This window comes from Rhodococcus sp. WB9 (assembly GCF_007558985.1).
GTDB classification, from domain to species: domain Bacteria; phylum Actinomycetota; class Actinomycetes; order Mycobacteriales; family Mycobacteriaceae; genus Rhodococcus_F; species Rhodococcus_F opacus.
The window spans coordinates 3,559,402-3,584,686 of the sequence record NZ_CP041769.1 but is presented as its reverse complement, the minus strand read 5'-3'; the positions used below and the strand labels follow the sequence as shown (position 1 = coordinate 3,584,686).

Genomic DNA, 25,285 nt, shown 5'->3' with positions numbered 1-25,285 from the left:
TCCGCGATTGCTGGCTTTCTTCGGACTCCCGGGCGGCTCAGGTGATCGCGCGCACCTCGGGTTCGTCCGCGGCCGAGGCCACCGCGCCGGCTTCGTCGAGGAGATCCGCGAGGTCGTGCGGGTACACGGCTTCACCTGCCGCCGCCAGTTGACGAACCGTGTCCGCGGTGCACCACCGGTGACCGGTGATGGTGCGGTTCTCGAGTTCGGTGAAGCCTCCGTGGTGCGGCTCGAACCCGTCGGTGCGCAGCGCGAAGAACAGCTCCTCGGAGCGGATGAGCTGCCCGTTCCACGAGAAGATGGCCACCCGCCGCCACATGGGTCCGCGCAGCTGTTCGGGCGACGCGGTGTGCCCGGTCTCCTCGGCGATCTCCCGGACAGCGGCCGCCCGCAGGTTCTCCCCCTTCTCGACGGCGCCGCCGATCGTGAACCAGTAGTAGACGTCGGGGACGGTGGGGTCGTGACCCCGGAGCAGCAGGACCCGGCCCTGGCCGTCGAGCAGCACCACCCGGGCCGAGGTCCGGACGGAGTCGAGTGACAGACCCTCGGTGACCGCCGCGGCGGACGAGCGTTCGGTGATCTCGAAGTAGGTCGGTAGCGGGGCCGTGCCCCCGAGGTGCAGCCATCGGACGGGTCGCCGGGCGCGGAGTGCGAGGGTGTCGCGGACGGCGTCGTTGTGGAATCGGCGGGCGATCAGTACCCGCGCCTCCGCATCGGCGAGTTCCGCCACCAGCTGGGGGCGCAGGGTGTCCGGGTCGAGGGACGAGAGCGCACTGGACAGTGCGTTCTCGGCGATCTCGCGGTCTGCCCGGTCCGACCGTTCCGCCCGGGCCGACAGCGCGGCCAGCGACCTGCCCTCGGGTGGGTCCATCGCCGCGGCGGCCGCCCGCACGACCACCGCCCGGCGCGCGAGGGCCGCGTCGAGGGCCTGCCAGGACAGATCGGAGCGGACGTGCAGTCGGTCGAGGCGGTTGGCCGTCCCGTACGCCCACAGGCCGATCGCCAGGACGACGGCTGCGACCAGGGCGAGAACCAGGATCGTGAGGGCGGAAAACGTCACGAGCCGACCTCCCGGACGCCGTCGCGGCCGACAGTGACCGTCTCGTAGACGCGCAGGATCTGTTCGGCCACCACCGGCCAGTCGTATTCGGTGACCACCGTCCGAGAGAAGTCGGTGAGCGCAGCGCTCCGCTCGGGGTCACCGAGCACCGAGTCGATCCCGGCGGCCAGCGCCGCCGCATCCCCGACCGGCACCAGGACGCCCGCCTGCCCGTCCCGCAGGACGCGGCGGAACGCGTCCAGTTCGCTCGCCACGACGGCGGCACCCGCGGCCATCGCCTCGACCAGCACGATGCCGAAGCTCTCACCGCCGAGGTTGGGTGCGCAGTACACGTCGGCGCTCCGCAGCGCCGACGCCTTCTCGGCGTCGTCGACCTGGCCGAGCAGACGCAGGTGCCCGAAGACCGGGCCGGCCTCCCGGCGCAGCTTGTCCTCGTCGCCGCGGCCGACCACCAGCACCTCGAGGTCGGGATACTTCTCCACCAGGGTGGGCAGCGCCTTGAGAAGCACCGCCATGCCCTTGCGGGGCTCGTCGTAGCGTCCGAGGAAGAGGATGGTCTTTCCGGGACGCGGGTAGCCGGGCAGCGGCTCGGCGTTCGCGAACGCCGAGACGTCGACGCCGTTGGGGATTTCGACCGCATCGGAGCCGAGTGATTCCACCTGCCAGCGTCGCGCGAGTTCCGACACCGCGATGCGGCCGCTGATCTTCTCGAGGTAGGGCTGGAGCACACCCTGAAACGTGCTCAGCACCAACGACTTCGTGGTCGACGTGTGGAAGGTGGCCACGATGGGTCCCTCGGCCACGCGCATGGCGAGCATCGACAGGCTCGGCGCGTTGGGCTCGTGGATGTGCAGGACGTCGAAGTTGTTGTCCGAGATCCAGCGCCGCACGCGGGCGCTCGCGGCGGGGCCGAAACTCAGCCGGGCCACCGAGCCGTTGTAGGGAATGGCGAGGGCGCGGCCCGCGGAGACGACGAAGTCGGGCAGGTCGACGTCGTCGGAGGCCGGCGCCAGGACGCTCACCTTGTGCCCGCGCTCGATCAGGACCTCCGCGAGGTCGACGACGTGAGCCTGCACTCCGCCCGGGACGTCGAACGAGTACGGGCAGACCATTCCGATCTTCACGAGTTCTCCATGCGGGAGAGCCTTGCCTGGGACAGATCGGAGAGCCACAGCGGCTGAAGCATGTGCCAGTCCTCCGGATGTGCCGCGATGTTGGCCTCGAACCGGTCCGCCAGTTCCTGGGTCGCCGCGGCCACCCCCGCGGTGGTGTCGATCGGCGGGTCGATGCGGAAACCCCACCCGCCGTCCGTGAACCAGCAGTGCACCGGCAGCAGCGGCGCGCCGGTGTCGATCGCCAGCTTGGCGGGACCGGCGGGCATCCGCGTCTGTTCCCCGAAGAACGTCACGGGGACACCCTTCTTCGCCAGGTCGCGTTCCCCGAGGAGGCACACGATCCCGTTGTCCCGCAGTCGGGCCGACAGTTCCACGAACGGTGGGTGCTCTCCCCCGCTGAGCGGAAAGATCTCGAAACCGAGCCCTTCGCGGTAGTCGACGAACCGCTGGTACAGCGACTCGGGCTTCAACCGCTCGGCGACCGTGGACAGACCGCCCCAGTGCTGGGCGCACCACACACCCGCCATGTCCCAGTTTCCGCTGTGCGGCAGCGCCAGAATCGCGCCCCGGCCGGCTTCTTTCGCGGCGTCGAGGTGCTTCTGCCCCTCGATCAGCTCGTCGAGGGCCGCGCCGGTCTTCACGAGGTCCATCGAAGGCAGCCGGAAAGCTTCCCGCCAGTAGCGCGCGTAGGACCGCATCGAGGCCTGCATCAGGGTGTCCGGCACCTCCGCGGCGGGCACACCCAGCACACGGGCTAGATTGCGGCGCAGCTGCTCCGGTCCGCCGTTCCGGACGGCGAAGTCGGCTCCCCTGTCGAACAGGGCGACCGCGACCTTCTCCGGCAACGCGCGAACCAGCCGCCAGCCGATCGCGTACCCCAGGTCACTGATGCGTTCCGACACGCCGCTCACTGCTCGCTCGCCTGTCCGTCTGCCGGCGTCGTGTCCGTCGGCGGCAGGGGCAGCACGTCGCGCGCGCCCGGCGACCGGCGGACCGCCAATACCCGCTGGAACACGGTGATGATGCTGCCCACCGACAGCAACCACATCGCGACATGAATGGCCCACGGGACTCCGAGCCCCGTGACGCCGGCTCCGACCAGCACGATGATCAGCCGATCGGGTCGTTCGATGAGTCCGCCGTCGGCGGACAATCCACTCGCCTCGGCGCGCGCCTTCGCGTACGAGATCACCTGCGAGGTGACGAGGCACAGCAGGGTCGCGATCAGCAGCGGCTTGCTGTTCTCGTGATAAACCGCCCACCAGGCGAGACCGGCGAAGATCGCACCGTCGGCCACCCGGTCGCAGGTGGCGTCGAGAACGGCGCCGTACCGGGTGCCACCGCCGCGGGCGCGGGCCATGGCACCGTCGAGCATGTCGAACATGACGAACAGCCAGATGAACATCGCTCCCCAGAACAGATGTCCGCTGGGAAACAGCGTGACCGCGCCGGCCACGGTCGCCACGGTGCCGATGACGGTGACGGAATCGGGAGTGAGCCCGGTCTTCACCAGGGCCTTCCCCAATGGCGCCGTCACCTTGGACACGGATGCCCGTCCGAAGAAGCTCAGCACCTCTCCACCCCGTTCTTCACTTCCTGCCAGGAACCCCGAACGCGTGAGTCAACGACTCGCGCGTCATTCATCTATCGAGTCATTCATTCCAGGCCTTCGCCAGCAGCCCCCGGGTCTCGCGCAGCAACTGCGGCATGACCTTGACCCCGGCGAGGACCGTGATGAAGTTCGCGTCCCCGCCCCAACGCGGAACGATGTGCTGATGCAGGTGCTCGGCAAGCGAACCGCCCGCCGCCGCACCGAGATTGAGGCCGACGTTGAAACCGTCCGGCCGCGACACCCGCTTGATCACACGCAGAGCCTGCTGCGTGAACGACATCAACTCGGCGCTCTCCTCTTCCGTCAGGTCTTCGAGCGCCGCGACCTTGCGATAGGGAACGACCATCAGGTGCCCCGGGTTGTACGGGTACAGGTTGAGGACGGCGTAGACGTGCTCACCCCGGGCGACGATCAACCCGTCCTCGTCGTCCATCTTCGGGATGTCGATGAACGGCTCGTTCGGGGTGTCCCGCGACTTCGGCGCCTCGGCGATGTACGACATGCGGTGCGGCGACCAGATCCGCTGAAGGTGATCGGGTTCGCCGGGGCCACGGTCGACGAGGCGGCCGGGGCCGCCGAGCATCTCGTCGGCCGTCACGTCGTCACCTCCGGTCATGTGCGTCACCCTTCCTTACCGGGTTGCAGCAGTTCCGCCGTCGGCGAGGCGTTCTCGCGGCGACTGATCCAGTCGGTGACGATGCGCACGGCGTCGTCCACGGGTACCCCGTTGACCTGGGTGCCGTCGCGGAATCGGAAGCTGACGGCGCCCGCCTCGACGTCGCGCGCACCCGCCAGCAACATGAACGGCACCTTCTGCGCCGTGTTGTTGAAGATTTTTTTCTGCATGCGGTCGTCGCTCGCGTCGACCTCGGCGCGGATACCGGCCGCCTTCAGCCGCTTCACCACGTCGAAGAGGTGGTCGGCGAACGTCTCCGCCACCGGGATACCGACGACCTGGACGGGCGCCAGCCACGCCGGGAACGCACCCGCGTAGTGCTCGGTGAGCACGCCGAAGAACCGTTCGATGGAACCGAACAGGGCGCGGTGGATCATGACCGGACGCTGCTTGGTGCCGTCGTTGGCCGTGTACTCGAGGTCGAAACGCTCGGGCAGGTTGAAGTCGAGCTGAATGGTCGACATCTGCCAGGTGCGGCCCAGGGCGTCCTGCACCTGCACCGAGATCTTCGGTCCGTAGAACGCGGCACCGCCCGGATCGGGGACGAGGTTCAGCCCCGACGACTCCGCGACCTCGGCGAGCGTCGCCGTCGCTTCCTCCCACACGGCGTCGTCACCGACGAACTTGTCCGGGTTCTTGGTGGACAGCTCGAGGTAGAAGTCGTCGAGACCGTAGTCCTTCAGCAGGCCGAGGACGAACTGCAGGGTGGTCGCCAGTTCGTCGCGCATCTGCTCGCGGGTGCAGTAGATGTGCGCGTCGTCCTGCGTCATGCCGCGTACGCGGGTGAGTCCGTGGACGACACCGGACTTCTCGTACCGGTAGACCGAACCGAACTCGAAGAGCCGCAACGGCAGTTCGCGGTACGACCGGCCGCGGGAGCGGAAGATCAGGTTGTGCATCGGGCAGTTCATCGGCTTGAGGTAGTAGTCCTGGCCCGGCTTGCGCACGGTGCCGTCCTCGTTCAGCTCCTCGTCGATGTGCATCGCCGGGAACATGCCGTCGCGGTACCAGTCCAGGTGACCCGACACCTCGTAGAGATGCCCCTTGGTGATGTGGGGGGTGTTGACGAACTCGTACCCCTCCTCGACGTGCCGCTTGCGGGAGTAATCCTCCATCTCGGTGCGGATGATCCCGCCCCGCGGATGGAACACGGGCAGTCCGGAGCCGAGTTCGTCGGGGAAGCTGAACAGGTCGAGTTCCGACCCCAGCTTGCGGTGGTCGCGGCGCTCCGCCTCGGCGAGCAGTTCCAGGTGCTGCTCCTGCGCCTCCGACGACTCCCACGCGGTGCCGTAGATGCGCTGGAGATCGGCGTTGTCCTGGTTACCGCGCCAGTACGCCGCCGAGCTGCGGGTGAGCTTGAACGCCGGGATGTGCTTGGTGGTGGGGATGTGCGGGCCGCGGCACAGGTCCCCCCACACCTTCTCGCCGGTCCGCGGGTCCAGGTTGTCGTAGATGGTGAGCTCGTTGCCGCCCACCTCCATGATCTCCGGATCGTCGATTCCCGACTTGTCGTCGATCAGTTCGAGCTTGAAGGGCTCCTTCGCCAGCTCGGCGCGCGCCTCCTCGAGCGACTCGACGACCCGGCGGGAGAACCGCTGCGACCCCTTGATGATCTTCTTCATCCGCTTCTCGAGGCTCGCGAGGTCGTCGGGGGTGAACGGGCGATCGACGGCGAAGTCGTAGTAGAAGCCGTCCTTGATCGGCGGACCGATGCCCAGCTTCGCCTCGGGGAATTCCTGTTGGACGGCCTGCGCGAGGACGTGGGCCGCCGAGTGGCGGATGACGCTGCGGCCGTCGTCGGTGTTCGACGCGACGGGCTCGACCTCGACGTCGGTGTCGGGCACCCAGGACAGGTCCTTGAGCTGGCCCTCCGCGTCACGGACCACGACGACGACGTCCGGGCCCTTGCTCGGGTAGCCGGCCTCCCGAACCGCGGTACCGGCCGTAGTCCCCGCGGGCACCCGGACGAGGGCGGCTGGGGCGGCGGATGCGGGGGTGCTCACGGCGATGTTCTCCTAGGTGAGGTGTGCGGTGCAGACATGGTGAATGTGCCAGCCCATGTTATCGGCCCAGCAGTCACACCCAACCACGCGTCCGGCTAGAGCGGGCTCTCCAGCCACGGGTAGTCGAGGCCGATCCACGTTCCGACGAGACCGAACGTGCCGAGCAACCACAGCGTGGCGAGGACGACGGCACACGTCAGCAGCGCACTCGCCCCCTTGACCACCAGCGACTGCCGCGAGAACCAGTCCATGAACTTGTCGTATCGCCGGCGCGCATAGTGCAGCAGCCGGTGGGCCCACGCAAATTCGGATGCGAGAATCCCGAGCCCCGCGAACACGATCAGCCAGCCGGGGCCGGGATAGGGAATCGCGACTATCCCGGCGGCCAGCACGAGAGCGCCGATCACCCCCACCGCGATGCGGTACGCCAGGTTGAGGCTCGGGCGCGCGGCGATGTGTGCTCGCCACCGGTGCCAGCGGCTCTCCACTTCCTGGAACGGGGACAGATCCGAGTCGTCCACGTTCTCGGGCGCGGGTCCCGGCCGAGCTTCTCCGCTAGTCACCAGTCCACCCTACCGACCGCGACCTGCGGCGGCGCGTCGTCGCACCGCCACACACGCTCGCGGATCATCCCTTCACACAGACGACCTGCCGCAGGTGGGCCACGACCTCGACGAGATCGGCCTGCGCTTCGATCACCTGCTCGATGTCCTTGTAGGCGCCGGGGATCTCGTCGATCACGCCCGCGTCCTTGCGCGATTCGACTCCGGACGTCTGCCGCACGAGGTCGTCGACGGTGAAACGCTTCTTCGCCTTCGTGCGGCTCATCGTCCGTCCCGCCCCGTGTGACGCCGAATTGAAGGACAGCTCGGAGCCCAGGCCCCGCACCACGTAGGAACCGGTGCCCATGGAGCCGGGGATGAGTCCGAGATCACCCCGGCCGGCCCGGATCGCGCCCTTCCGGGTGACGAGCATCGGCTCGCCGTCGATGATCTCCTCCGACACGTAGTTGTGGTGGCAGGAGATCGGCTCGTCGAACCGCACCGTCCTGCCGGGCAGGGCCTGCCGGAACGCCTGCATCACCAAGGTGAGCATGACGGCACGGTTGCGGGCCGCGTACTCCTGCGCCCATGTCAGGTCGTGACGGTATGCGTCCATCTCCTTGCTGCCGGCGAGGAACACCGCGAGATCGCGATCGACCAGCCGCTGGTTGTGCGGCAACGCCCGCGCCACCGCGATGTGCCGCTCCGCCAGTTCCTTACCGATGTTGCGCGACCCGGAGTGGAGCATCAGCCAGACCTCGTCGGCGTCGGACAGGCACACCTCGATGAAGTGATTGCCGCCGCCGAGCGTGCCGATCTGCTTCATCGCCCTGGACTCGCGGGACTGGACGCCGGAATGCAGGTCACCGAATTCCTGCCAGAAGCGGTGCCATCCCTTCTTCACTCCCCCGGCGTCCGTGACATCGAGGGCGCCGACATTCACCGAACGCTCGTGCATGGCGAACCCGACCGGCACCGCACGCTCGATGCGCGACCGCATCGACCGGAGGCTGTCGGGCAGATCGTTCGCGGTCACATCCGTCCGGACCGCCGTCATTCCGCACCCGATGTCGACGCCGACCGCCGCCGGGGCGACCGCCGCCCGCATCGCGATGACCGAACCGACCGTCGCACCCTTGCCGACATGGACGTCGGGCATGACCCGCACCCCGTGGACCCATGGCAGGTCGGCCATGTTCCGCAGCTGCTGCAACGCAGCCTGCTCGATGGTCCACTCTTCCGCCCACATCAAGGTGGGCGCGGTGGTGCCTTCCAGCCTCACGGGGAACATGGGACTCAGTCCTTCGATAGCGGATCACCCGGGAAATTTCGGCCGGCTGAGTTCATTGTCCGCCGCCCCGATGAGCCGGAACAATCGATTATCGGGGTGGGCACACGAAAAAGAAGAGGGCGTTTCCGCTTTCGGAAACGCCCTCTTCTTGTCTGTGGTCCCGGCTGGGATCGAACCAGCGACCTCCCCGGTGTGAACGGGACGCTCTTCCACTGAGCCACGGGACCGAAGCGCGCCAAACACTCGCGCTCGAACGAGTTGGAACATTAACACGACCGAGCGGCCGAACGAAAATCACGTCGTTGGGATTCGTGTCGATCCCCGCCCGCGGCACGTCCGCGGTCCGGCGTCGTTCATGTGTAGTTCACCGTCTGATGCCTTGACCTGCAGATTTGTAACTATCGCGGATGGTCGGCTAATGTTCTCAACCGCACCACGGAGAACATTCTCCGCGAGTTACACGGTGCATGCGGACGTGGCGCAGCTGGTAGCGCACAACCTTGCCAAGGTTGGGGTCGCGGGTTCGAATCCCGTCGTCCGCTCGAGAGGTTGGACTCAACCTTCACGGTGGAGTGGCCGAGTGGTGAGGCAACGGCCTGCAAAGCCGTGCACACGGGTTCGATTCCCGTCTCCACCTCGCGCGATTAGCTCAGCGGGAGAGCGCTTCCCTGACACGGAAGAGGTCACTGGTTCAATCCCAGTATCGCGCACCGAGATAGATGATAGATGCACGACTGTTTTACTTGCTCGACCAGTGACGGCCCCCAGCCCGGGGGCTTTCACGAATGCGGACGTGGCGCAGCTGGTAGCGCACAACCTTGCCAAGGTTGGGGTCGCGGGTTCGAATCCCGTCGTCCGCTCTCTTCTCTCCATCCCGCGCGATTAGCTCAGCGGGAGAGCGCTTCCCTGACACGGAAGAGGTCACTGGTTCAATCCCAGTATCGCGCACCAGTTCACTTCAACCGAACAGTTCACGACAGTGCGGCCCCGGTCATCGACCGGGGCCGCACTGTCGTTCCGGTGTCAGGCGGGCTGGAGCCGGTTGGCGCCGGAGATCATCGCGCGCAGAGTCGATTCCGTGTGGGATTCACCGATTCCCATCGCCCAGAGCCGGATGCCGTCGCGCTCGCAGAGCAGGAATGTCGCGGTTCGGTGCCCGATCTCGTGCTGATGAAAAGACAGGATCTCCATCGCACACCCCGCGTCGTACAGCATCGAGGTCATGGCGGCCACCGGGCCGGGCGCGCTCGCAGCGGTCTTGCGGATCGATTCGCCGATACCGAGTGTCGCTTCGAAATCCCACATTCCGGGGCCGGTCTTCGTTTCCGACCAACTGCCCAGACGGAACGGTCCGCTGGACGGCGCGTAGACGGCCTCGAACGCGGACCACGCCATTCCGGCGGATTCGGTGCGGAGTTCCCGCGGCAGCGGCTTGCCGTGGCGCGCGGCGAAGGGGTCGGCGGCCGGTGTCGCCGAGGGAAAGGGTGAAACGAAAGAAGGGTTTGTACTCATTCTCGTGGTCTTCCTGAAAGAAGGGAGGACCAACGCGTAGCTCAACGACCCGCAGCGAGGGGTCGGTCCGTATCAGACCCCGCTACGGCGGAGAACTACGAGAATGCGCTGCATGGATGCCACTGTAGGCGACAACCGTCCGCGGAGACAACCCCGTTCACGCTGTCGCGCCGGCCACCGGTGACGGGCGGGTGACGAAATCGTTACCACCGCATCTGGAACGTGAGGAATTCCTCATGTATCGTCGAACTTGCCATCCACCCCCCCGATGGCAATGAGCCCCAGCCATGACCCCCCATCCAAGGCTGGGGCTCAGTCTTGCTCCGGGCACCTCACGCACCCCGCGCTTTCAGGACATTTCGCCCGTCGATTCGGAGAACGCTGCACATCCCCGCAATGTATTGGACACTCGTCCAATCAATCGGATGTCCTCTATCGAAGGCCGACCCATGACGGATTCACCAGGCGCAGATGCCTCCGCGGACCACCGCTCGGCACGGATCGCCGCAGCGGGCGCATTCGGCCTGCAGGGTTTTCTCCTCGCGGCCGTCCTCACGCAACTGCCGCAGTACCAGGACCGATTCGGTTTCGACGACACGGTCATCGTGGTGGCCGTCGTGACGGTGCCTCTCATCGCCGGGGCGGGACGCGTCCTCGCCGAGCACCTGGCCCGCCGATTCTCCAGCAGGTCGGCCCTGCAATTCGGGCTCGCGGCCATCGCGACAGCCGGTGGCGCGCTCGGTTTCGGCCCGAATACCACGGCCTTCTTCGTCTGCCTGTCCGTGTACGGCGCCGGACTGGGCATCGTCGACGCCGCCGCCAACATGCAGGCGGTGTCGATCCAGCACGCGTACGGCCGCGTCATCCTGTCGTCGTTCCACGCGGTGTGGAGCGTCGGCGCGATTGCGGGTGCACTCTTCGTTGCCGCCGCCTCGGCCCTCGGCGTGAGCGTCGCCGCCGCGCTACTGGTGGCGGCGCTCGTCGTGGCCGTCGGTCTCGCCGTCTGTAGCCCCCGACTCCTCGTCCGTCAACAGTCGGCGGGCACCGCCGTGCCGGCGACCGGCCCTGCGCCCGTGCCGGTTCCGATTCGAGCACTGCTCGCGCTCGGTAGCGCGATGGCGTTGTTCTATGCCATCGATTTCGGTGTCGGCAACTGGTCTGCGCCGTACGTCCGGAACGTTCTGCTCGCGGATGCCGACACGGCCGCCCTGGCATTGGCCGCATACCAGTGTGCGGCTCTGGTGTCGCGACTGACCGGCGACTTCTGGGTGGCGAAGTACGGCGAGATTGCCGTCGTCCGTCTGGGTTCGGCGGTCGGTGTCGCCGGATTGACGGTCGTCGTCCTCACCCCGTCGCCGGTCGTCGCGATTGCCGGATTCCTCGTCATGGGCCTCGGCGCGCCGGTCGTCGCTCCCCTGTGTTTCAGTGCCGCCGGGCGGCTGGCACCCTCCGGCCAGGTGGACGACGTCGTGGCGCGGATCAACCTGTTCAACTACGTGGGAACCCTCGTGGGCGGCGCGATCGTCGGCGGCGTCGCCGCGGCGACCAGCCTGCGGATCGGGTTCGTGGTCCCGCTCCTGTTCGCGGTGGGGCTCGTCCTGCTTGCCCCCGCGTTCGCCGCGGACCGGGACCGGGACAAGCAATCCGAGTGGGTCCCGGATCGCGACTGACGGCAGATGTTCTACTTAGGACATGCCGACTTGGGGATGGTTCGTGATCGCCGTGGCGATCGTCTACGTCGCAGTTCTGGTCTCGTCACGATCCGCTCGTGGCGGTTCACACACCCCACACGACCTGCATCCCGCATCGACGTGGCGTCACCTCGACGACGCCGCCCGGGACGAGGTGACGTGTCTGCTCGACCGGGGCCGGACGATCGAGGCGATCAAGATTCTCGTCGCGCGGGACGGGATCGGCGTGCGGCACGCGAAGGCCACGGTCGAGTACGGCCGGCTCCAGGCCCGGCCGGTCCCCGCCGGAATCCGCTCCTGCGGAGACACGTCGCCGATCGAGGGCAGGCTCCGCGACCTCGAGAGTGAGGGCAAGACCATTGCGGCGATCACCCTGCTGCGGGACAGTACGGGAATGACACTTCGGGAAGCGAAGGACGCGGTGGACCAGCTGTGACAGTCGAAATAGACCCGGCGGGGATCTGGGATTCCGAGGCGATCGCCGACGTCGCCGCGGCAACGTTCCCGCTCGCGTGCCCGCCCGGGGCGACACAGGACGACATCGCCGCTTTCATCGACGACGTGCTGTCGGCCGAACGGTTCTCGGAATACCTCACCGACCCGAACCGCACCGTCCTGAAGGTCACGCACGGCGGGGCGATCGTCGGCTACGCGATGCTGATCGACGGTGAACCCGCCGACCCGGACGTCGGCAGGGCCGTGACTCTCCGGCCGACCACCGAGATCAGCAAGCTGTACGTGCTGCCCGGCAACCACGGGACCGGCGTCGCGTCCGCCCTGATGGACGCCATCGTCGAACGCGCCGTCGCCGCGGGGTCCGCCGGGTTGTGGCTCGGCGTCAACGAGGAGAATGTGCGCGCTCAGCGCTTCTACGCGAAGCACGGATTCACGCAGGTCGGAACGAAGACCTTCCTCGTCGGCACCCAGCTGCACCACGACTTCGTGATGCAGCGGGCACTGTAACGGGCTGCGTCAGCTCGCGGCGACCTCGAAGCGCGACAGCGCCAGCAGGCGCGACGTGGCACGCAGGTACTTCTTCCGGTACCCGCCGGACAGCATCTCGGGAGTGAAGATCGCGTCGAGCTTGGCCCCTGCCACGGTGACCGGGATGCTCGCGTCGTACAGGCGGTCGGCGAGGACAACCAGGCGCAGCGCGACCGACTGGTCCTCGGCGGGGTGGACGCCGTCCAGGAACACGGCCGGAATGCCCTCGACCAGCTTGTTGTAGCGGGACGGGTGCAGCGTGCTGAGGTGCTTGCACAGCGCGTCGAAGTCGTCGAGCGTGGCGCCGGGGACGCTGTCGGCGCGCTCGGCGAGCTCCTCCGAGGAGATCGGGTCCGGCGCCGGCGGCAGGTCGCGGTGCCGGTAGTCGGGTCCGTCGACGCGGATCGTCTCGAAGATCGAGCCCAGCTTCTTGATCTCCCGCAGGAAGTCCTGCGCGGCGAATCGGCCTTCGCCGAGCTGGCCGGGCAGCGTGTTCGACGTCGCCACGATGGACACGCCGCGCGCCGACAATTCCGACAGCAGGCGGGACACCAGCATGGTGTCGCCCGGGTCGTCGAGTTCGAATTCGTCGATGCAGAGAACGCTGTGGTCGGACAGCTGCTCGACGGCCTTGTTGAAACCGAGGGCACCGACGACGTGCGTCAGCTCCACGAACGTGCCGAACGCCTTGGGCGACGCGACGCTGTGGAAGATCGAGGCCAGAAGGTGGGTCTTACCGACGCCGAAACCGCCGTCGAGGTAGAGACCGGCACCGGTGGCCTGCGTCTTCTTCCCGAACAGGCCGCGTCGCCCGCCACTGCGGATCTTCACGACCTTCTTCGCGAACTCCTCCGCCGTCTGGACCGCGGCGGCCTGGCTGGGTTCGGCGGGATCGGGGATGTACGACGCGAAGCTCACCTCGTCGAACATGGCCGGGGGCACCATCTGAGCTACCAACTGATCAGCCGGTACCACGGGGCTGCGATCGACAAGACGTGCATGCATACAAGCAGGGTATCCACGTGTTGTGATCACCAACATGCACCGTGTACATATTGCGACATTTTTCACACCGGACAGTCCGCCCGCTCGGGAGGAGCCCAGTGAATCGACCGCGAACGCGCTGCGCGAGCTGTATGCCTACCCGGCGGAGACGCCGCGGCCGTGGGTGCGCGTCAACTTCGTGAGCAGTATCGACGGCGCCGTCTCCGTCGACGGCGTCAGCGGGGCGCTCGGCACACCCGCGGACAGGCTGGTGTTCGAGACCCTGCGGGAGCTGGCCGAAGTCGTGCTGGTCGGGGCCGGAACCGTTCGGGCGGAGAACTACGGCGGGGCGCGCGTCGGCGCGGAGGGCAGGCGACGCCGGGTGGCGTCGGGAATGCCGGAAGTCCCGCCGATCGCCGTCGTGTCTGCTCGCGCCCACCTCGACCCGCAGTCACGCCTGTTCACCGACACCGAGGTGGCCCCGATCGTCGTCACCTGCACGGACGCCGACCCGGCGCGGGTCCGGGCACTCGCCGACGCGGGTGCGCGGATCGTGACGGCCGGCGAGGGGCAGATCACCGGCGACGGGCTGATCGCCGCCCTCGAGGATCTCGGACTGCGCCGCGTGCTCTGCGAGGGCGGCCCGAGCCTGTTCGGGCAGCTGACCGCGGACGACGCCGTCGACGAGGTCTGCCTGACCACGGCACCCGTGCTCGTCGGCGGGACCGCGGGTCGCGTCGCCACCTCGCCGGGTGCCCGGATCACCGCGATGACTCCCGCGCACATCCTCACCGACACCGACGGCACCGTCCTCACCCGATGGGTGCGGCTGCCCCGCCCGTAGAGGAACCTGGCAGGGTGGTCGCCATGCGCAGATCGGTGTTGCTCGCAATGGTTCTCGTGGTGTGCAGCGCGTGCGGAGCCGGACCGTCCAACCGGCCGCACGTGGCGGTCGAACGCGAGGGCGGCGGCAGCGAACCCACCGCGACCGAGACCGAGAACCCCGACGCTCCCCCGCCGGTGTTGCAGACCCCGAAGAACGATCTGGCGTGGACCGACTGCACGCAGAGCACGCTCGGCGCCCTGGACCCGGGAACGACACCGCCGGCCGGGCTCGTCTTCGAATGCGGCTCGTACGAGTCGGCCGTCGACGAGAGCGGCACCCTGCCCGGCTCCTTCACGATGGGTGCGATGCGGGCACGACTCGCCGACACCCCCGAGAACGCGGCCCCGCTGGTGCTCACGTCGGGATCGGACCGCTCGTCGACCGCGACGCTCGCAGCGCTGAGCACCGGCGGTCTGACATCGCTGCTGTCGACGCGACCGGTGGTCGCGGTGGACCGCCGCGGGATCGCCTCCTCGCAGGAGATCGAATGCCTCACCCCGGAGCTCCGCAGCAGCCTGGCGAATCTCGGGCAGTTCGACCCGGGGACGGGTGACCAGGTCGACAAGGTGACCGCGTTGGGCCGCGACGCCACCATCGCGTGCACCGACTACCTGCAGCCGCAGGAACTCGCGTTCGACAGCACCCACGCCGCCGACGACATCGAGGAACTGCGCCGCACCTGGGACGTCGATGCGCTCGGGATCCTCGCTACCGGCAACGGCAGTGCCGTCGCGCTCAGCTACGCCGCCAAGTACCCCGATCGGGTCGGCCGGCTCGTCCTCGACGCTCCCGCCGTCACCACGGTGGATGCCGCGACCGTCACCGAGCAGCAGGTCGCGGGTCAGGAGGCGGCGTTCGACTCGTTCGCCCGCCAGTGCACCGCCCTGAACTGCTCCCTCGGCGCCGATCCCCGCGCCGCGATGACCGCCGCCGTCACCCGCGCCGCGAACGGCCAGATCCCGCGGGTCTCCGCGAACGCCCTCCTCACCGCGGTGTCCGGGTCGCTCGCTGCGGCGGGCGGCGACCAGCAGGGCCGCGTCCGCGCCCTGTCCGATGCGGTGTCAGCCGCCCTCGCCGGAAACACGGCACCGATCCTCGCGGCGGTCGCGCAGGCCGAGGCGGCCTACGAGAGCGACGGCCAGTTCATCACCCGCTGCACGGACGGCCAGCAGTGGCCCGCACCCGACCGGGTCCGCGAACTGCAGAAGCTGTGGGGCGAGCGGTTCCCGCTGTTCGGCCCGAACGCCGCCGTCGGACTGCTCGCGTGCACCTCCTGGCCCGCGACCGCGCCGCCCGCCCTGCCCGGCGAGCTGACGCTGCCGGTCCTGGTGCTGAGCGGCACCGCCGACCCGGTCGTCGGGAACGCCGGGGTGGGAACGGTGACCGGGGCCGTGTCGAGCGCGGGCGCCGCGACGGCGACGGTGACGTGGCACGGCAGCGGCCACCCCGCCACCCATTCGGACTGCGCGCAGAAGTCGATCGTCACCTACGTCGCGGACGGCGTGCTGCCCCCGGACGGCAGCGCCTGCCCCGCCTAGCCGAGGTGGCCCGCCCGACACCCACAGGGGGTGCGTGACCGCACGTCAGAGCTTCTCGGTGTACCGTGCCGTGGTGTTCCTTCGACAACTCGAACCGCGCACCGGGCGGACTGCCAACGAGGTCATCAACTTCGCGCTGTGGCCGATCGCCGTCATGACAGTGCTGCATCGAGTGGTCGTCAAGGCGGTCAACGGGTACATCACCGACGACTTCCGCCCGGTCTACAACGCTGCGCTGGCCTTCCTCAACGGGCGGCCCGTCTACACCGCCAACTTCAACTGGGTCGATCCGCATTACCTGTATCCGCCGTCCGGCACGCTGCTGATGGCGCCGATCGCGGTGATCGACCCCGAGAAGTCCCGGTGGTTGTTCATCATCGCCAACGCGATCGCCATCGTGATCGCGTTGTACCTGCTCCTGCGGCTGTTCGGCCTGGGATTGAACTCCATCGCGGCCCCGATCCTGCTGCTCGCCACGTTCTCCTCCGAGACCGTCACCAACACCCTCGTCTTCACCAACATCAACGGCCTGGTTCTGCTCGGCGAGATCGCGTTCCTCGTGTTGCTGATGAAGCGCAAGGACATGTGGTCCGGTGTCGCCATCGGACTGACGTTCGCGGTGAAACCGATCCTCGCCCCACTCCTGCTGCTGCCTCTGGTGCGCGGCCAGTGGAAGGTGTTCGTCACCGCGATCGGCATCCCGATGATCCTCACCGCCGTCGCGTGGCCGCTGTCCGCTGACCCGATGGACTTCGTGCGCCACACGGTGCCGTATCTGATGGAGTCGCGCGACTACTTCAACAGCGCGATCGTCGGCAACGGCAAGTACTACGGCCTCCCCACCGCCCTGATCTGGGCCCTGCGCGGTGTCTTCACCGTCATCGTGCTCAGCTCCCTGTGGCTGCTCTACCGCTACTACCGCCACGACGAGCTGTTCTTCGTCGTCACCACGTCGGGGGTTCTGCTGACGGCGTCGTGGCTGCTCGGCTCGCTGGGCCAGATGTACTACTCGATGATGCTGTTCCCGCTCCTGATGTCCGTGGTGCTGAAGAATTCGGTGATGCGGAACTGGCCGGCGTGGCTGGCCGTGTACGGGTTCATGAGTTACGACAGCTGGCTGTCGAGCCGGTTCATCGAGGCCGGCCGGACCGCCGAGTACATGAAGACCACGCTGGGGTGGAGCCTGATGCTGCTCGTGGTCTTCGGTGTGCTGACCGTCCGCTACGTCTCGGCGCGGCGCGAGGGGCGACTCGACCGGGGCATCGACCCGGCGTTCCTCCTCGAACCGCACGAGAAGGCCGCCCCCGACATCTCGCCGCGGGAACCGGAACCGGACGAGCAGCCGCAGGTCGAGTCGGCCACCGCCAAAACGTAGGCCCCGTCACGCGCCGGGCGTCGCGGCCGAAATCGACGAAACGTATTAGCGTGGAGCCATGAGTTCGCAGCAGCAGGATCCCACGCAATCCGCCCCGAAGGTTGCTCTCTCCGACAGCGAGTGGCGCGAGAAACTGACTCCCGAGGAGTACGCGGTGCTGCGCCAGGCCGGTACCGAGCGCCCCTTCGTCGGCGAGTACACCGACACGAAGACGGAAGGCGTCTACCACTGCCGGGCCTGTGGCGCCGAGCTGTTCCGCAGCACGGAGAAGTTCGAATCGCACTGCGGGTGGCCGTCGTTCTTCGATCCGGCCGACTCGGACGCCGTCGTCCTCCGCGAGGACACGTCGCTGGGTATGCGCCGCGTCGAGGTGGTGTGCGGGACGTGCCACAGCCACCTGGGCCACGTCTTCGAGGGCGAGGGCTACCCCACCCCCACCGATCAGCGGTACTGCATCAATTCGATCTCGCTGACCCTGGAACCGACCGGCGAATGATCGTCGGTGGATCGAACGCCCGGATCGGCGGTAGCTCGCCTTCGTAGCGTTCGATCTCGACGAGCACGTGCTGGCCCGTGCAGCCGTGGGCGAGTGACGACGTGCCCACGTCCGGGGTCAGCACGTTGGGGTTCCCGTGCACGCAGAGGGAATCCGGGTCGGTGGCGTCGAGAGGGTCGTACCACGCTCCCGTCGCCAGCTGGACCACACCGCGGCGGACGCCGTCGTCCACCACCACACCGGCGAGGCAGGCGCCGCGGTCGTTGAACACGCGGACGACGTCGCCGGCGGTGAGTCTGCGGTCGGTGGCGTCGTCCGGATGGATTCGCAGCGGTTCGCGGCCCCGGATCTTCGACTTCTGGCTGGTGCCGCCGTGGTCGAGCTGGCTGTGCAGGCGGGTGCGCGGCTGGTTGGCGATCAGATGCAGAGGGAACTGCAGTGCCCGGCGGCCGCCCAGCCATTCCTCGGGCTCGTACCAGCGTGGGTGCCCGGCGCAGTCGTCGTAGCCGAATCCGTCGATGTCGGCGGAGAAGATCTCGATCCGCCCGCTCGGGGTCGCGAGGGGGAATTTCACCGGATCGGCTCGGAAGTCGCCGAACAGGATCAGGTCGTCCTCGGTCCGCATCCGCACATGGCCCTGCGTCCAGAAGTCGTCGAAACTCGGGGCGGCACCGCCGTCCGCGCGGACGAAGTCCCGCCACTGCCCGTACAGATGCTCGAGCCACTGCTCGGACGAGCGGCCCTCGGTGAACTTCTCCCCGACACCCAGTTTCCGGGCGACCGCGGCGAACGTGTCGTAGTCGTCCTGCGCGTCGGCGTACCGCCCGACGGCGGCGTGCATGGCGACGAGCAACGGGTCGTTGCGGGTGCAACTGAGATCGGCCCGCTCGAGCGACGTGGTGGACGGGACGACGATGTCCGCGTGCCGGGCCATCGGCGTCCAGTAGGGGTCGTGGACCACGATCGTGTCGGGACGGGCCAGCGCCCGGCGCAGACGGGGAAGGTCCTGATGGTGGTGGAACGGGTTGCCGCCCGCCCAGTACAGCATCCTGATGTCCGGGAACGTCAGCCGCTGACCGTCGTAGTCGAACGGTGCGCCCGGGTTCAGGAGCATGTCCGAGATCGCGGCCACGGGGATGAAGTCGCGGACGGGGTTCAGCCCCTGGGGAAGCGTGGGCAGCGGGTACGGGACGGGGGCGAGCCCGGGCTCGTTCATGGAGCCGTAGCCGTGGCCGAAACCACCACCGGGAAGGCCGATCTGGCCGAGCATCGCGGCGAGGGTGACCCCCATCCACGGGGCCTGCTCACCGTGCCGGACCCGCTGCAGCGACCACGTGACGGTCACCATCGTCCTGCCCGCCGCCATCCGCCGGGCGAGGGCCACCAGGTCCGCGGCGGCGATGCCGGAGATCTGCTCGGCCCACGCGGGCGACTTCGGCAGGCCGTCGGAACGCCCGAGGAGGTAGTCCTCGAAGCGGTCGTAGCCGACGCAGTGGCTGCCCAGGAATGCCGTGTCGTGCAGGTCTTCCGTGGCGAGGACGTACGCGAGGGCGAGCATGATCGCGACATCGGTGCCGGGCACCGGGGCGTGCCGTTCGGCGGCGCCGTGCACGTCGTCGCGCAGCGGACTGAACGACACGACGGACCCGCCGCGCCGCCGGAGGGCGTCGAGTGCGTCGCGGGTGGGGTGGTCGCTGGTCCCGCCGTGATTGACGCCGGTGTTCTTGAGGGGGACGCCGCCGAAGCACACCATGAGATCGGTGTGCTCGGCGATGATCTTCCAGGACGTGGAGCGGGCGAACATCTTCCAGTGGGTGCCCACCACCCGGGGCATGATGACGCCCGTCGCGCCCAGCGAGTAGCTGTGCACCGAACGGGTGTAGCCACCGAGGGTGTTCAGGAACCGGTGGACCTGACTCTGGGCGTGGTGGAACCGTCCCGCACTGGCCCAGCCGTACGAACCACCGTAGATCGCGCTGTTGCCGTGCGTGTCGACGACCCTGCGCAGTTCGTTCGCGAGCCGCTGGGTCAGCTCTTCCCAGTCGACCGACACGAACTCGTCGGACCCTCGGGAACTGTCGGGTCCCGGGCCGTTCTCGAGCCACCCGCGGCGCACCACCGGGCCGGTGATCCGCGCCTTGCTGCGGACCGACCCGGCGATGTTGCCCAGCACCGGTGACGGGTGCGCGTCACCGGTGTACGGGTGGGCGGCGACGACGTCTCCGTCGGCGACCTCGGCCTCGAACATGCCCCAGTGCGACATGTGCTGGTAGCGGGGCGCGGTGCGAGCCCCGTCGGCGTCATTCATGGTGCTGCGTCAGATCACGGCAGAGCGGCGATCAGCTTCTCCACATCCACCCGCGGGCCGGTGAAGAACGGCACCTCCTCACGGACGTGCAGACGGGCCTCGGTGGCGCGCAGGTCGCGCATCAGGTCGACGATGCGGTACAGCTCCGGCGCCTCGAACGCGAGAATCCACTCGTAGTCACCGAGCGCGAACGAGGGCACGGTGTTGGCGCGGACGTCCTTGTACGTGCGGGCCGCCATGCCGTGGTCGGCGAGCATCTTGCGCCGCTCGTCGTCGGGCAGCAGGTACCACTCGTAGGACCGGACGAACGGGTACACGCAGATGTAGTTGCCCGGGTCCTCACCGGCCAGGAACGCCGGAATGTGGCTCTTGTTGAACTCGGCGGGACGGTGGCACGCGACGTTGCTCCACACCGGCTTGCTCGCGCGGCCCAGGGCGGTGGTGCGGCGGAAGTCGGCGTAGGTGGCCTGGAGGGCTTCGATGCTCGCCGAGTGCGTCCAGATCATGAAGTCGGCGTCGGCACGCAGGCCGGCCACGTCGTAGAGCCCGCGCACCACGACGCCCTTGTCGGCCTGACCTTCGAAGAAGATCCGCGCCTCCTTGATCACAGCTTCCCGGTCGTCCCCGAGTACACCCGGTTCCACCTGGAACACCGAGAACATGAGGTAGCGGATTTCAGAGTTCAATGCGTCGAAGTCGAGGCGTGCCATGGGTCTATCGTGCCACTCGCCCCGCGAGCCGTGTAGCCGCCGTCGTCGCAGCGGCCACGCACGCGGGAACACCCACCCCGTGCAGCAGCGCTCCGGACACCTCCACACCGTCCAGACCTGCGACTTCCTGCTCGATCACCGCCACCCGCCCCAGATGGCCGGGACCGTACTGCGGCAGGCCGCCGTGCCAGCGCTGGACGTGTACCGCGACGGGTTCCGCGGACACCCCGGTGAGGGTCGCGAGGTCCCGCCGGGCCGCGGCGATCAGCTCGTCGTCGGGTGCGTCGACGACGGCGGCGTCGCCGAACCGCCCGAACGACGCCCGCACGAGGGTCACCTCCCGCTCGGCGAGGTGCGGCCACTTGCGACTCGACAGGGTGAATGCTTTCGCGCCGAGCGCGGCGTCGGTGGCGACGAGGATCCCTGAGTTCTGCGGGAGGTCGACCCGGACCGGCAGCGCCAGCGCGACGACCGCCGACGAAGCCAGCGGGATGTCCGCGGCGGCCGCCGACGCGCGGGGGGCGATGCCGGCGAGCAGGTCGGCGAGCTGCGGGGCGGGCACGGCGAGCACGACGCCGTCGACGGCGCCCACCGGGTCCGCCGACCAACCGTCGCCGTCCCGGGCGAGTGTCCGGATCCGCTCGTGCACGATCTCCGCCGACGCGGCCTCCGTCAGGGCGCGCAGCAGGACGCCGTAGCCGTCGCGCAGCGCCCCGAACACCGGCCCGGGGGTCGGGGCGGGGAGGGCGTCCGCCACCGCCGCGGACAGGCTCGTGGCGCCGCGATCGAGCGCCGCCGCGAGTGCGGGGAGCGCGGCGCGGACGCCGATCGTGTCCGCCAGACCCGAATAGACCCCTCCGAGAAGCGGATCCACCGACCGCTGGACCACCTGCGTGCCGAACCGGTCGCCGACCAGTGCACCGACGGCGATGTCCGCGCCCGGTGTCCAGTCGAGGGGCACCGTCCGCTCCCCGGCGACCCGCGCGAGTGTCCGGTCGTCGACGAGACCGCGCAGACTGTTCTCGTCCGCGGGTATCCCCATGAGGGTGCCGGCCGGCAGCGGGTGCAGCGCGTCCTCGGACCAGATGAGCGGCCGCAGACCCGCCGGATGCACCAGTTGGTCGGAGAGGCCGAGTTCGCCGAGCAGGGCGGGCAGTTCCGGGCGCCGCGCGATGAAGGCTTCCGCCCCGACGTCGACGGGTTCCCCCGCCAGGTCCACCGTGCGCAGCTTGCCGCCGAGCCGCTCCGCGCCGTCGGCGAGGACGATCCGGGCCTCGGGGCCGAACCGTTGCCGCAGGCGGTACGCGGCAACGAGCCCGGAGATGCCGCCGCCGACGACGAGAACGTTCGGCGACGACCCGGTCACAGTGAGTGCACCAGCTCGACCAGCGCGGTCAGCGCGCCCGGGTCGGTGTCGGGCAGGACGCCGTGCCCGAGGTTGAAGATGTGCCCCGTGGCGCCGGCGGCGAGGGCGGCATCCGCTTCCGCGGTGATGCGGCGGACCTGCTTCTCGACGGCCGCCGGTCCCGCGAACAGCACCGCGGGGTCGAGGTTGCCCTGGAGCGCCTTGCCCGGGCCGACCCGGCGCGCCGCCACGTCCAGGGGGATGCGCCAGTCGACGCCCACCACATCGGCGCCGGCTTCGCCCATCGCGCCGAGCAGTTCGCCGGTTCCGACACCGAAGTGGATGCGCGGCACCTTCGCGCTCTCCACCTCGGCGAACACCCGCTCGGAGTGGGGCAGCACGAACTCCCGGTATTCGGCGAGGGACAGCGCGCCGGCCCACGAGTCGAACAGCTGGATCGCGTCGACGCCGGCGCGCAACTGGGTCTGCAGGAAGGTGATGGTGGTATCGGCCAGGGTGCCGAGCAGCGCGTGCCACGTCCGAGGGTCGGAGTGCATCAGCGCCTTCGTGCGCTCGTGATTGCGGCTCGGACCGCCCTCGACCAGGTACGAGGCGAGGGTGAACGGGGCTCCGGCGAAGCCGATCAGCGGCGTCGAGCCGAGTTCCGCGGTGAGCAGCTGCACTGCCTGGGCGACGGCTCCGACTTCCTCGGGTACGAGACGGGGCAGGGCGGCGACGTCCGCGATCGACCGGACCGGATTCGCGACGACGGGACCGGTGCCGGCGACGATGTCGAGATCGATGCCGGCGGCCTTGAGCGGCACCACGATGTCGGAGAACAGGATCGCGGCGTCGACGCCGTGCCTGCGCACGGGTTGCATGGTGATCTCGCAGACGAGTGCCGGATCGAAGCACGACTCGAGCATCCCGATCCCCGACCGGATCTCGCGGTACTCGGGAAGCGAGCGGCCCGCCTGCCGCATGAACCACACCGGGCGACGGCCGGGGGTACGGCCTTCCGCGGCCGCCAGGAGGGGTGCGTCGGGGAGTACCCGTCTCGCGGCGTACGTCGCCCGTTCGCTCATGCCTGCATTGGTGCTTTCCAACCCGCTCATCGGTCCTCGCGCTCTCTGCCTGCTCGAATTTCGGCAGCTCTCATGCTGCCATGCCGGGACTCCGCCGCCGATCGGCCCTGCTCGGCGCGCCTCCGACGAGATGTGTGGGTCCGGGTCTAACGTCCCGAGCTGTGACGACTTCGGGATCGCCCGCCGAACCGGCCGAGTTCCGCGCCGCGGTCGAAGCGATGAATTCCGCGCAGGTTCGCGCGGACATCGAACTGGGCCCCATCCGGCCCCCGCAACGGCTGGCGCCGTACAGCTACGCAGTCGGCGCAGAGGTCGTGCACGAGGACACCGGGGTCGTCGCCGAACAGAGCGAGGGTGACGCGTTCGGCAGATTGATCCTCCTGTTCGACCCGGAGGGCGACGAGGCCTGGAACGGCACGATGCGGCTGGTCGCTTACATTCAGGCCGATCTCGACGCCGCCGTGGCGTCCGACCCCCTGCTTCCCGAGGTGGCGTGGAGCTGGCTCGTCGACGCACTCGAGTCGCGCCACGAACCGCTCAACGCGCTCGGCGGGACGGTGACCGCGACGACGTCGGTGCGCTACGGCGACATCGCCGGTCCCCCGCATGCGCATCAGCTGGAACTGCGTGCGTCGTGGACGGCGACGTCGGTCGAACTGGCCACGCACGTCGAGGCGTTCTGCGAGGTCCTGGCGTATGCGGCCGGTCTGCCGCCCGCCGGGGTGTCGCAGCTGCGGACGCTGGGCGACGAGTAGTCAGGCCGATTCGGTGCCCGCCGCGGGCACGTCGGTGGTGGCGCTGCGCGACCATTCCAGGAATCGCCCGACCGCCTGTGTGACGGAGATGCTGCGGATCGAGGGGAACACGTCGAACGCGTGCTGCGCGCCCTTCAGTTCCGCGTAGACGACGGGGTTGTCGGACACCTGACGGAGTTCATCGACGAAGATCCGCGCCTCGGCGACGGGAATGAGCGAATCGCTCGTTCCGTGGATCACGAAGAACGGCGGTGCGTCCGCCCGCAGGTGCGCGAGCGGCGACGCGGCCCGGTAGTCGTCGGGGAAAGTGGCCTGCTTGCCGAGCACCATCGGCATCAGTCCGGAGTGCACGCGCTGGAGGACGGCCTTGATGCCGGTGTCGCCGGCGAAGTCGTAGACGCCGTAGTACGGGACACACGCCTGGACCGACGTGTCGACATCCTCGAACCCCGGCTGCAGGTGGCTGTGGTTCGCGGTGAGTCCCACCATGGCGGCGAGGTGGCCACCCGCGGAACCACCTGTGACGGCGATGAAGTCGGGATTGCCGCCGTACTCCTCGACGTGCTCCCGGAGCCAGGCCAGGGCCTGCTTGATCGCGACCAGGTGTTCGGGCCACTTCGCCTTCGGCGACAGCGGGTAGTTGACGGCCGCGCACACCCACCCCCGCGAGGCCATCTCCAGCATGAGCGGCAGACCCTGTTGATCCTTGTTCCCGATCACCCACCCCCCGCCGTGGATCTGCAGGAGGACCGGACTCTTCGACGGCACATCCTGCCGGTGGTAGATGTCGAGGCGGGCGCGGCGCCCGCCCGGTCCGTACGCGAGGTTGCGGACCCGGGTGACCGCCTTGTTGCGCATCCAGAACGGGTTGAGGAGTTGCCGCCACACGGGTCGCCCCGGGGGTTCGATGGCACTGTCGCGGTCGGTGTAGTTCTCGCCGAGCGTATCGACGAGAGCGGATTCGGCTTCCGCTCCGGCGCCCCGGCCGGTGGCGATCACGGCGGCGAGCCCGGCGGCGGATGCGGCGGCCAGCGCGAGGCCGATGCGGTCGCTTCGGGTCCGTGTTCCGTGACGCGCGGCGTGCTGGGCGGCGTCGGCCGCGGTCACGGCGAGGAGGTGCGGCGCGAGTTCGGTGGTGAGCCACCCCGAGAAGAACGCGACCACCGAGGTGGGCGCACCGGGCAGGGGACGCAGGGCGTTGGCGGCGAGTGCGGCGCCGACGGCCTGCCGGAGAACGAAGCCTCGGGTCATACCCCCAACCGTAGAACATGTTCTAATCGATCGGTTGCCCACCCCGGCCCGCGGGCGCCGGGTCGA

At 68.8% G+C, this 25,285-nt stretch carries 23 protein-coding genes and 6 tRNA genes; 13 read left to right on the top strand and 16 right to left on the bottom strand.

The window, feature by feature from the left end:
• Positions 1-37 precede the first annotated feature (37 nt).
• From FND50_RS16650 to FND50_RS16610, 9 genes are all read right to left on the bottom strand, one after another.
• Complete coding sequence (locus tag FND50_RS16650) at positions 38-1,060, bottom strand: NUDIX domain-containing protein (RefSeq protein WP_144286398.1); 1,023 nt, start codon at positions 1,058-1,060, stop codon at positions 38-40.
• Positions 1,057-2,184 carry a glycosyltransferase family 4 protein gene (locus FND50_RS16645; protein ID WP_005565693.1) on the bottom strand — a complete coding sequence of 376 codons (1,128 nt, stop codon included), beginning with the start codon at positions 2,182-2,184 and terminating at the stop codon, positions 1,057-1,059. Before FND50_RS16645 ends, FND50_RS16650 begins: the two co-directional genes overlap by 4 nt.
• On the bottom strand, positions 2,181-3,086 hold the full coding sequence (locus FND50_RS16640) for a phosphatidylinositol mannoside acyltransferase (protein WP_144286397.1): 906 nt from the start codon (positions 3,084-3,086) through the stop codon (positions 2,181-2,183). Before FND50_RS16640 ends, FND50_RS16645 begins: the two co-directional genes overlap by 4 nt.
• Positions 3,083-3,748 (bottom strand): phosphatidylinositol phosphate synthase, encoded by a 666-nt coding sequence (pgsA, locus tag FND50_RS16635; RefSeq protein WP_005565703.1) that lies wholly within the window; start codon positions 3,746-3,748, stop codon positions 3,083-3,085. Before pgsA ends, FND50_RS16640 begins: the two co-directional genes overlap by 4 nt.
• Before the next feature lie 79 nt (positions 3,749-3,827).
• Positions 3,828-4,403 carry an HIT domain-containing protein gene (locus tag FND50_RS16630; RefSeq protein ID WP_005240964.1) on the bottom strand — a complete coding sequence of 192 codons (576 nt, stop codon included), beginning with the start codon at positions 4,401-4,403 and terminating at the stop codon, positions 3,828-3,830.
• Between the two features lie 5 nt (positions 4,404-4,408).
• On the bottom strand, positions 4,409-6,466 hold the full coding sequence (thrS, locus tag FND50_RS16625; RefSeq protein ID WP_005265466.1) for a threonine--tRNA ligase: 2,058 nt from the start codon (positions 6,464-6,466) through the stop codon (positions 4,409-4,411).
• Positions 6,467-6,561: 95 nt separating this feature from the next.
• Positions 6,562-6,987: a TIGR02611 family protein gene (locus FND50_RS16620; protein ID WP_144289078.1), complete on the bottom strand. Its 426-nt coding sequence runs from the start codon at positions 6,985-6,987 to the stop codon at positions 6,562-6,564.
• A 106-nt stretch (positions 6,988-7,093) separates the two neighbouring features.
• Positions 7,094-8,299, bottom strand: coding sequence for an RtcB family protein (locus FND50_RS16615; RefSeq protein WP_144286396.1), 1,206 nt, complete (start codon positions 8,297-8,299; stop codon positions 7,094-7,096).
• A 155-nt stretch (positions 8,300-8,454) separates the two neighbouring features.
• A tRNA-Val gene (locus FND50_RS16610) sits at positions 8,455-8,526 on the bottom strand.
• A 242-nt stretch (positions 8,527-8,768) separates the two neighbouring features.
• Here FND50_RS16610 and FND50_RS16605 point away from each other — a divergent pair.
• From FND50_RS16605 to FND50_RS16585, 5 genes are all read left to right on the top strand, one after another.
• A tRNA-Gly gene (locus FND50_RS16605) sits at positions 8,769-8,841 on the top strand.
• A 24-nt stretch (positions 8,842-8,865) separates the two neighbouring features.
• Positions 8,866-8,936, top strand: a tRNA-Cys gene (locus FND50_RS16600).
• Position 8,937: 1 nt separating this feature from the next.
• A tRNA-Val gene (locus tag FND50_RS16595) sits at positions 8,938-9,009 on the top strand.
• Between the two features lie 77 nt (positions 9,010-9,086).
• Positions 9,087-9,159, top strand: a tRNA-Gly gene (locus FND50_RS16590).
• 16 nt (positions 9,160-9,175) lie between these two features.
• A tRNA-Val gene (locus FND50_RS16585) sits at positions 9,176-9,250 on the top strand.
• 72 nt (positions 9,251-9,322) lie between these two features.
• On the opposite strand, the gene FND50_RS16580 is transcribed toward FND50_RS16585, so the two are convergent.
• Complete coding sequence (locus FND50_RS16580) at positions 9,323-9,811, bottom strand: alpha-isopropylmalate synthase regulatory domain-containing protein (RefSeq protein ID WP_144286395.1); 489 nt, start codon at positions 9,809-9,811, stop codon at positions 9,323-9,325.
• 449 nt (positions 9,812-10,260) lie between these two features.
• Between FND50_RS16580 and FND50_RS16575 the strand changes: the two genes are divergently transcribed.
• Genes FND50_RS16575 through FND50_RS16565 form a run of 3 tightly spaced genes read left to right on the top strand, consistent with a single transcriptional unit; the run spans position 10,261 to position 12,465 of the window.
• Positions 10,261-11,481 (top strand): MFS transporter, encoded by a 1,221-nt coding sequence (locus FND50_RS16575; RefSeq protein ID WP_144286394.1) that lies wholly within the window; start codon positions 10,261-10,263, stop codon positions 11,479-11,481.
• Positions 11,482-11,503: 22 nt separating this feature from the next.
• Positions 11,504-11,938 carry a hypothetical protein gene (locus tag FND50_RS16570; RefSeq protein ID WP_005565707.1) on the top strand — a complete coding sequence of 145 codons (435 nt, stop codon included), beginning with the start codon at positions 11,504-11,506 and terminating at the stop codon, positions 11,936-11,938.
• Positions 11,935-12,465: a GNAT family N-acetyltransferase gene (locus tag FND50_RS16565; protein WP_144286393.1), complete on the top strand. Its 531-nt coding sequence runs from the start codon at positions 11,935-11,937 to the stop codon at positions 12,463-12,465. The genes FND50_RS16570 and FND50_RS16565 overlap by 4 nt, the downstream gene beginning before the upstream one ends.
• A 9-nt stretch (positions 12,466-12,474) precedes the next feature.
• On the opposite strand, the gene zapE is transcribed toward FND50_RS16565, so the two are convergent.
• Positions 12,475-13,491: a cell division protein ZapE gene (gene zapE, locus FND50_RS16560; RefSeq protein ID WP_039950688.1), complete on the bottom strand. Its 1,017-nt coding sequence runs from the start codon at positions 13,489-13,491 to the stop codon at positions 12,475-12,477.
• A 34-nt stretch (positions 13,492-13,525) separates the two neighbouring features.
• Here zapE and FND50_RS16555 point away from each other — a divergent pair, with 34 nt between their 5' ends.
• The 4 genes from FND50_RS16555 to msrB are packed head-to-tail and all read left to right on the top strand — an operon-like array spanning position 13,526 to position 17,765.
• Positions 13,526-14,314, top strand: coding sequence for a pyrimidine reductase family protein (locus tag FND50_RS16555; RefSeq protein ID WP_144286392.1), 789 nt, complete (start codon positions 13,526-13,528; stop codon positions 14,312-14,314).
• A gap of 14 nt (positions 14,315-14,328) precedes the next feature.
• A complete protein-coding gene (locus tag FND50_RS16550; protein WP_144286391.1) occupies positions 14,329-15,894 on the top strand; it encodes an alpha/beta fold hydrolase in 1,566 nt (521 codons plus the stop codon).
• A gap of 34 nt (positions 15,895-15,928) precedes the next feature.
• Positions 15,929-17,269 (top strand): glycosyltransferase family 87 protein, encoded by a 1,341-nt coding sequence (locus tag FND50_RS16545; RefSeq protein ID WP_144286390.1) that lies wholly within the window; start codon positions 15,929-15,931, stop codon positions 17,267-17,269.
• A gap of 58 nt (positions 17,270-17,327) precedes the next feature.
• Positions 17,328-17,765 carry a peptide-methionine (R)-S-oxide reductase MsrB gene (gene msrB / locus FND50_RS16540; protein WP_005264000.1) on the top strand — a complete coding sequence of 146 codons (438 nt, stop codon included), beginning with the start codon at positions 17,328-17,330 and terminating at the stop codon, positions 17,763-17,765.
• Here msrB and FND50_RS16535 read toward each other — a convergent pair.
• Genes FND50_RS16535 through hemE form a run of 4 tightly spaced genes read right to left on the bottom strand, consistent with a single transcriptional unit; the run spans position 17,725 to position 23,213 of the window.
• Positions 17,725-20,073, bottom strand: a complete 2,349-nt coding sequence (locus FND50_RS16535; RefSeq protein ID WP_144286389.1) for a molybdopterin-dependent oxidoreductase — start codon at positions 20,071-20,073, stop codon at positions 17,725-17,727. The genes msrB and FND50_RS16535 overlap by 41 nt on opposite strands.
• Positions 20,074-20,087: 14 nt before the next feature.
• Positions 20,088-20,783 (bottom strand): hydrogen peroxide-dependent heme synthase, encoded by a 696-nt coding sequence (hemQ, locus tag FND50_RS16530; RefSeq protein ID WP_005565724.1) that lies wholly within the window; start codon positions 20,781-20,783, stop codon positions 20,088-20,090.
• A 4-nt stretch (positions 20,784-20,787) separates the two neighbouring features.
• Entirely contained in the window at positions 20,788-22,149 is a 1,362-nt protein-coding gene (locus tag FND50_RS16525) for a protoporphyrinogen oxidase (protein WP_144286388.1), read from the bottom strand.
• On the bottom strand, positions 22,146-23,213 hold the full coding sequence (gene hemE, locus FND50_RS16520) for a uroporphyrinogen decarboxylase (RefSeq protein ID WP_005263993.1): 1,068 nt from the start codon (positions 23,211-23,213) through the stop codon (positions 22,146-22,148). The genes FND50_RS16525 and hemE overlap by 4 nt, the downstream gene beginning before the upstream one ends.
• A gap of 161 nt (positions 23,214-23,374) precedes the next feature.
• Here hemE and FND50_RS16515 point away from each other — a divergent pair, with 161 nt between their 5' ends.
• Complete coding sequence (locus FND50_RS16515; RefSeq protein WP_005240914.1) at positions 23,375-23,968, top strand: DUF3000 domain-containing protein; 594 nt, start codon at positions 23,375-23,377, stop codon at positions 23,966-23,968.
• Here FND50_RS16515 and FND50_RS16510 read toward each other — a convergent pair whose 3' ends face one another.
• Positions 23,969-25,219: an alpha/beta hydrolase gene (locus FND50_RS16510; RefSeq protein WP_144286387.1), complete on the bottom strand. Its 1,251-nt coding sequence runs from the start codon at positions 25,217-25,219 to the stop codon at positions 23,969-23,971.
• Between the last annotated feature and the right edge of the window lie 66 nt (positions 25,220-25,285).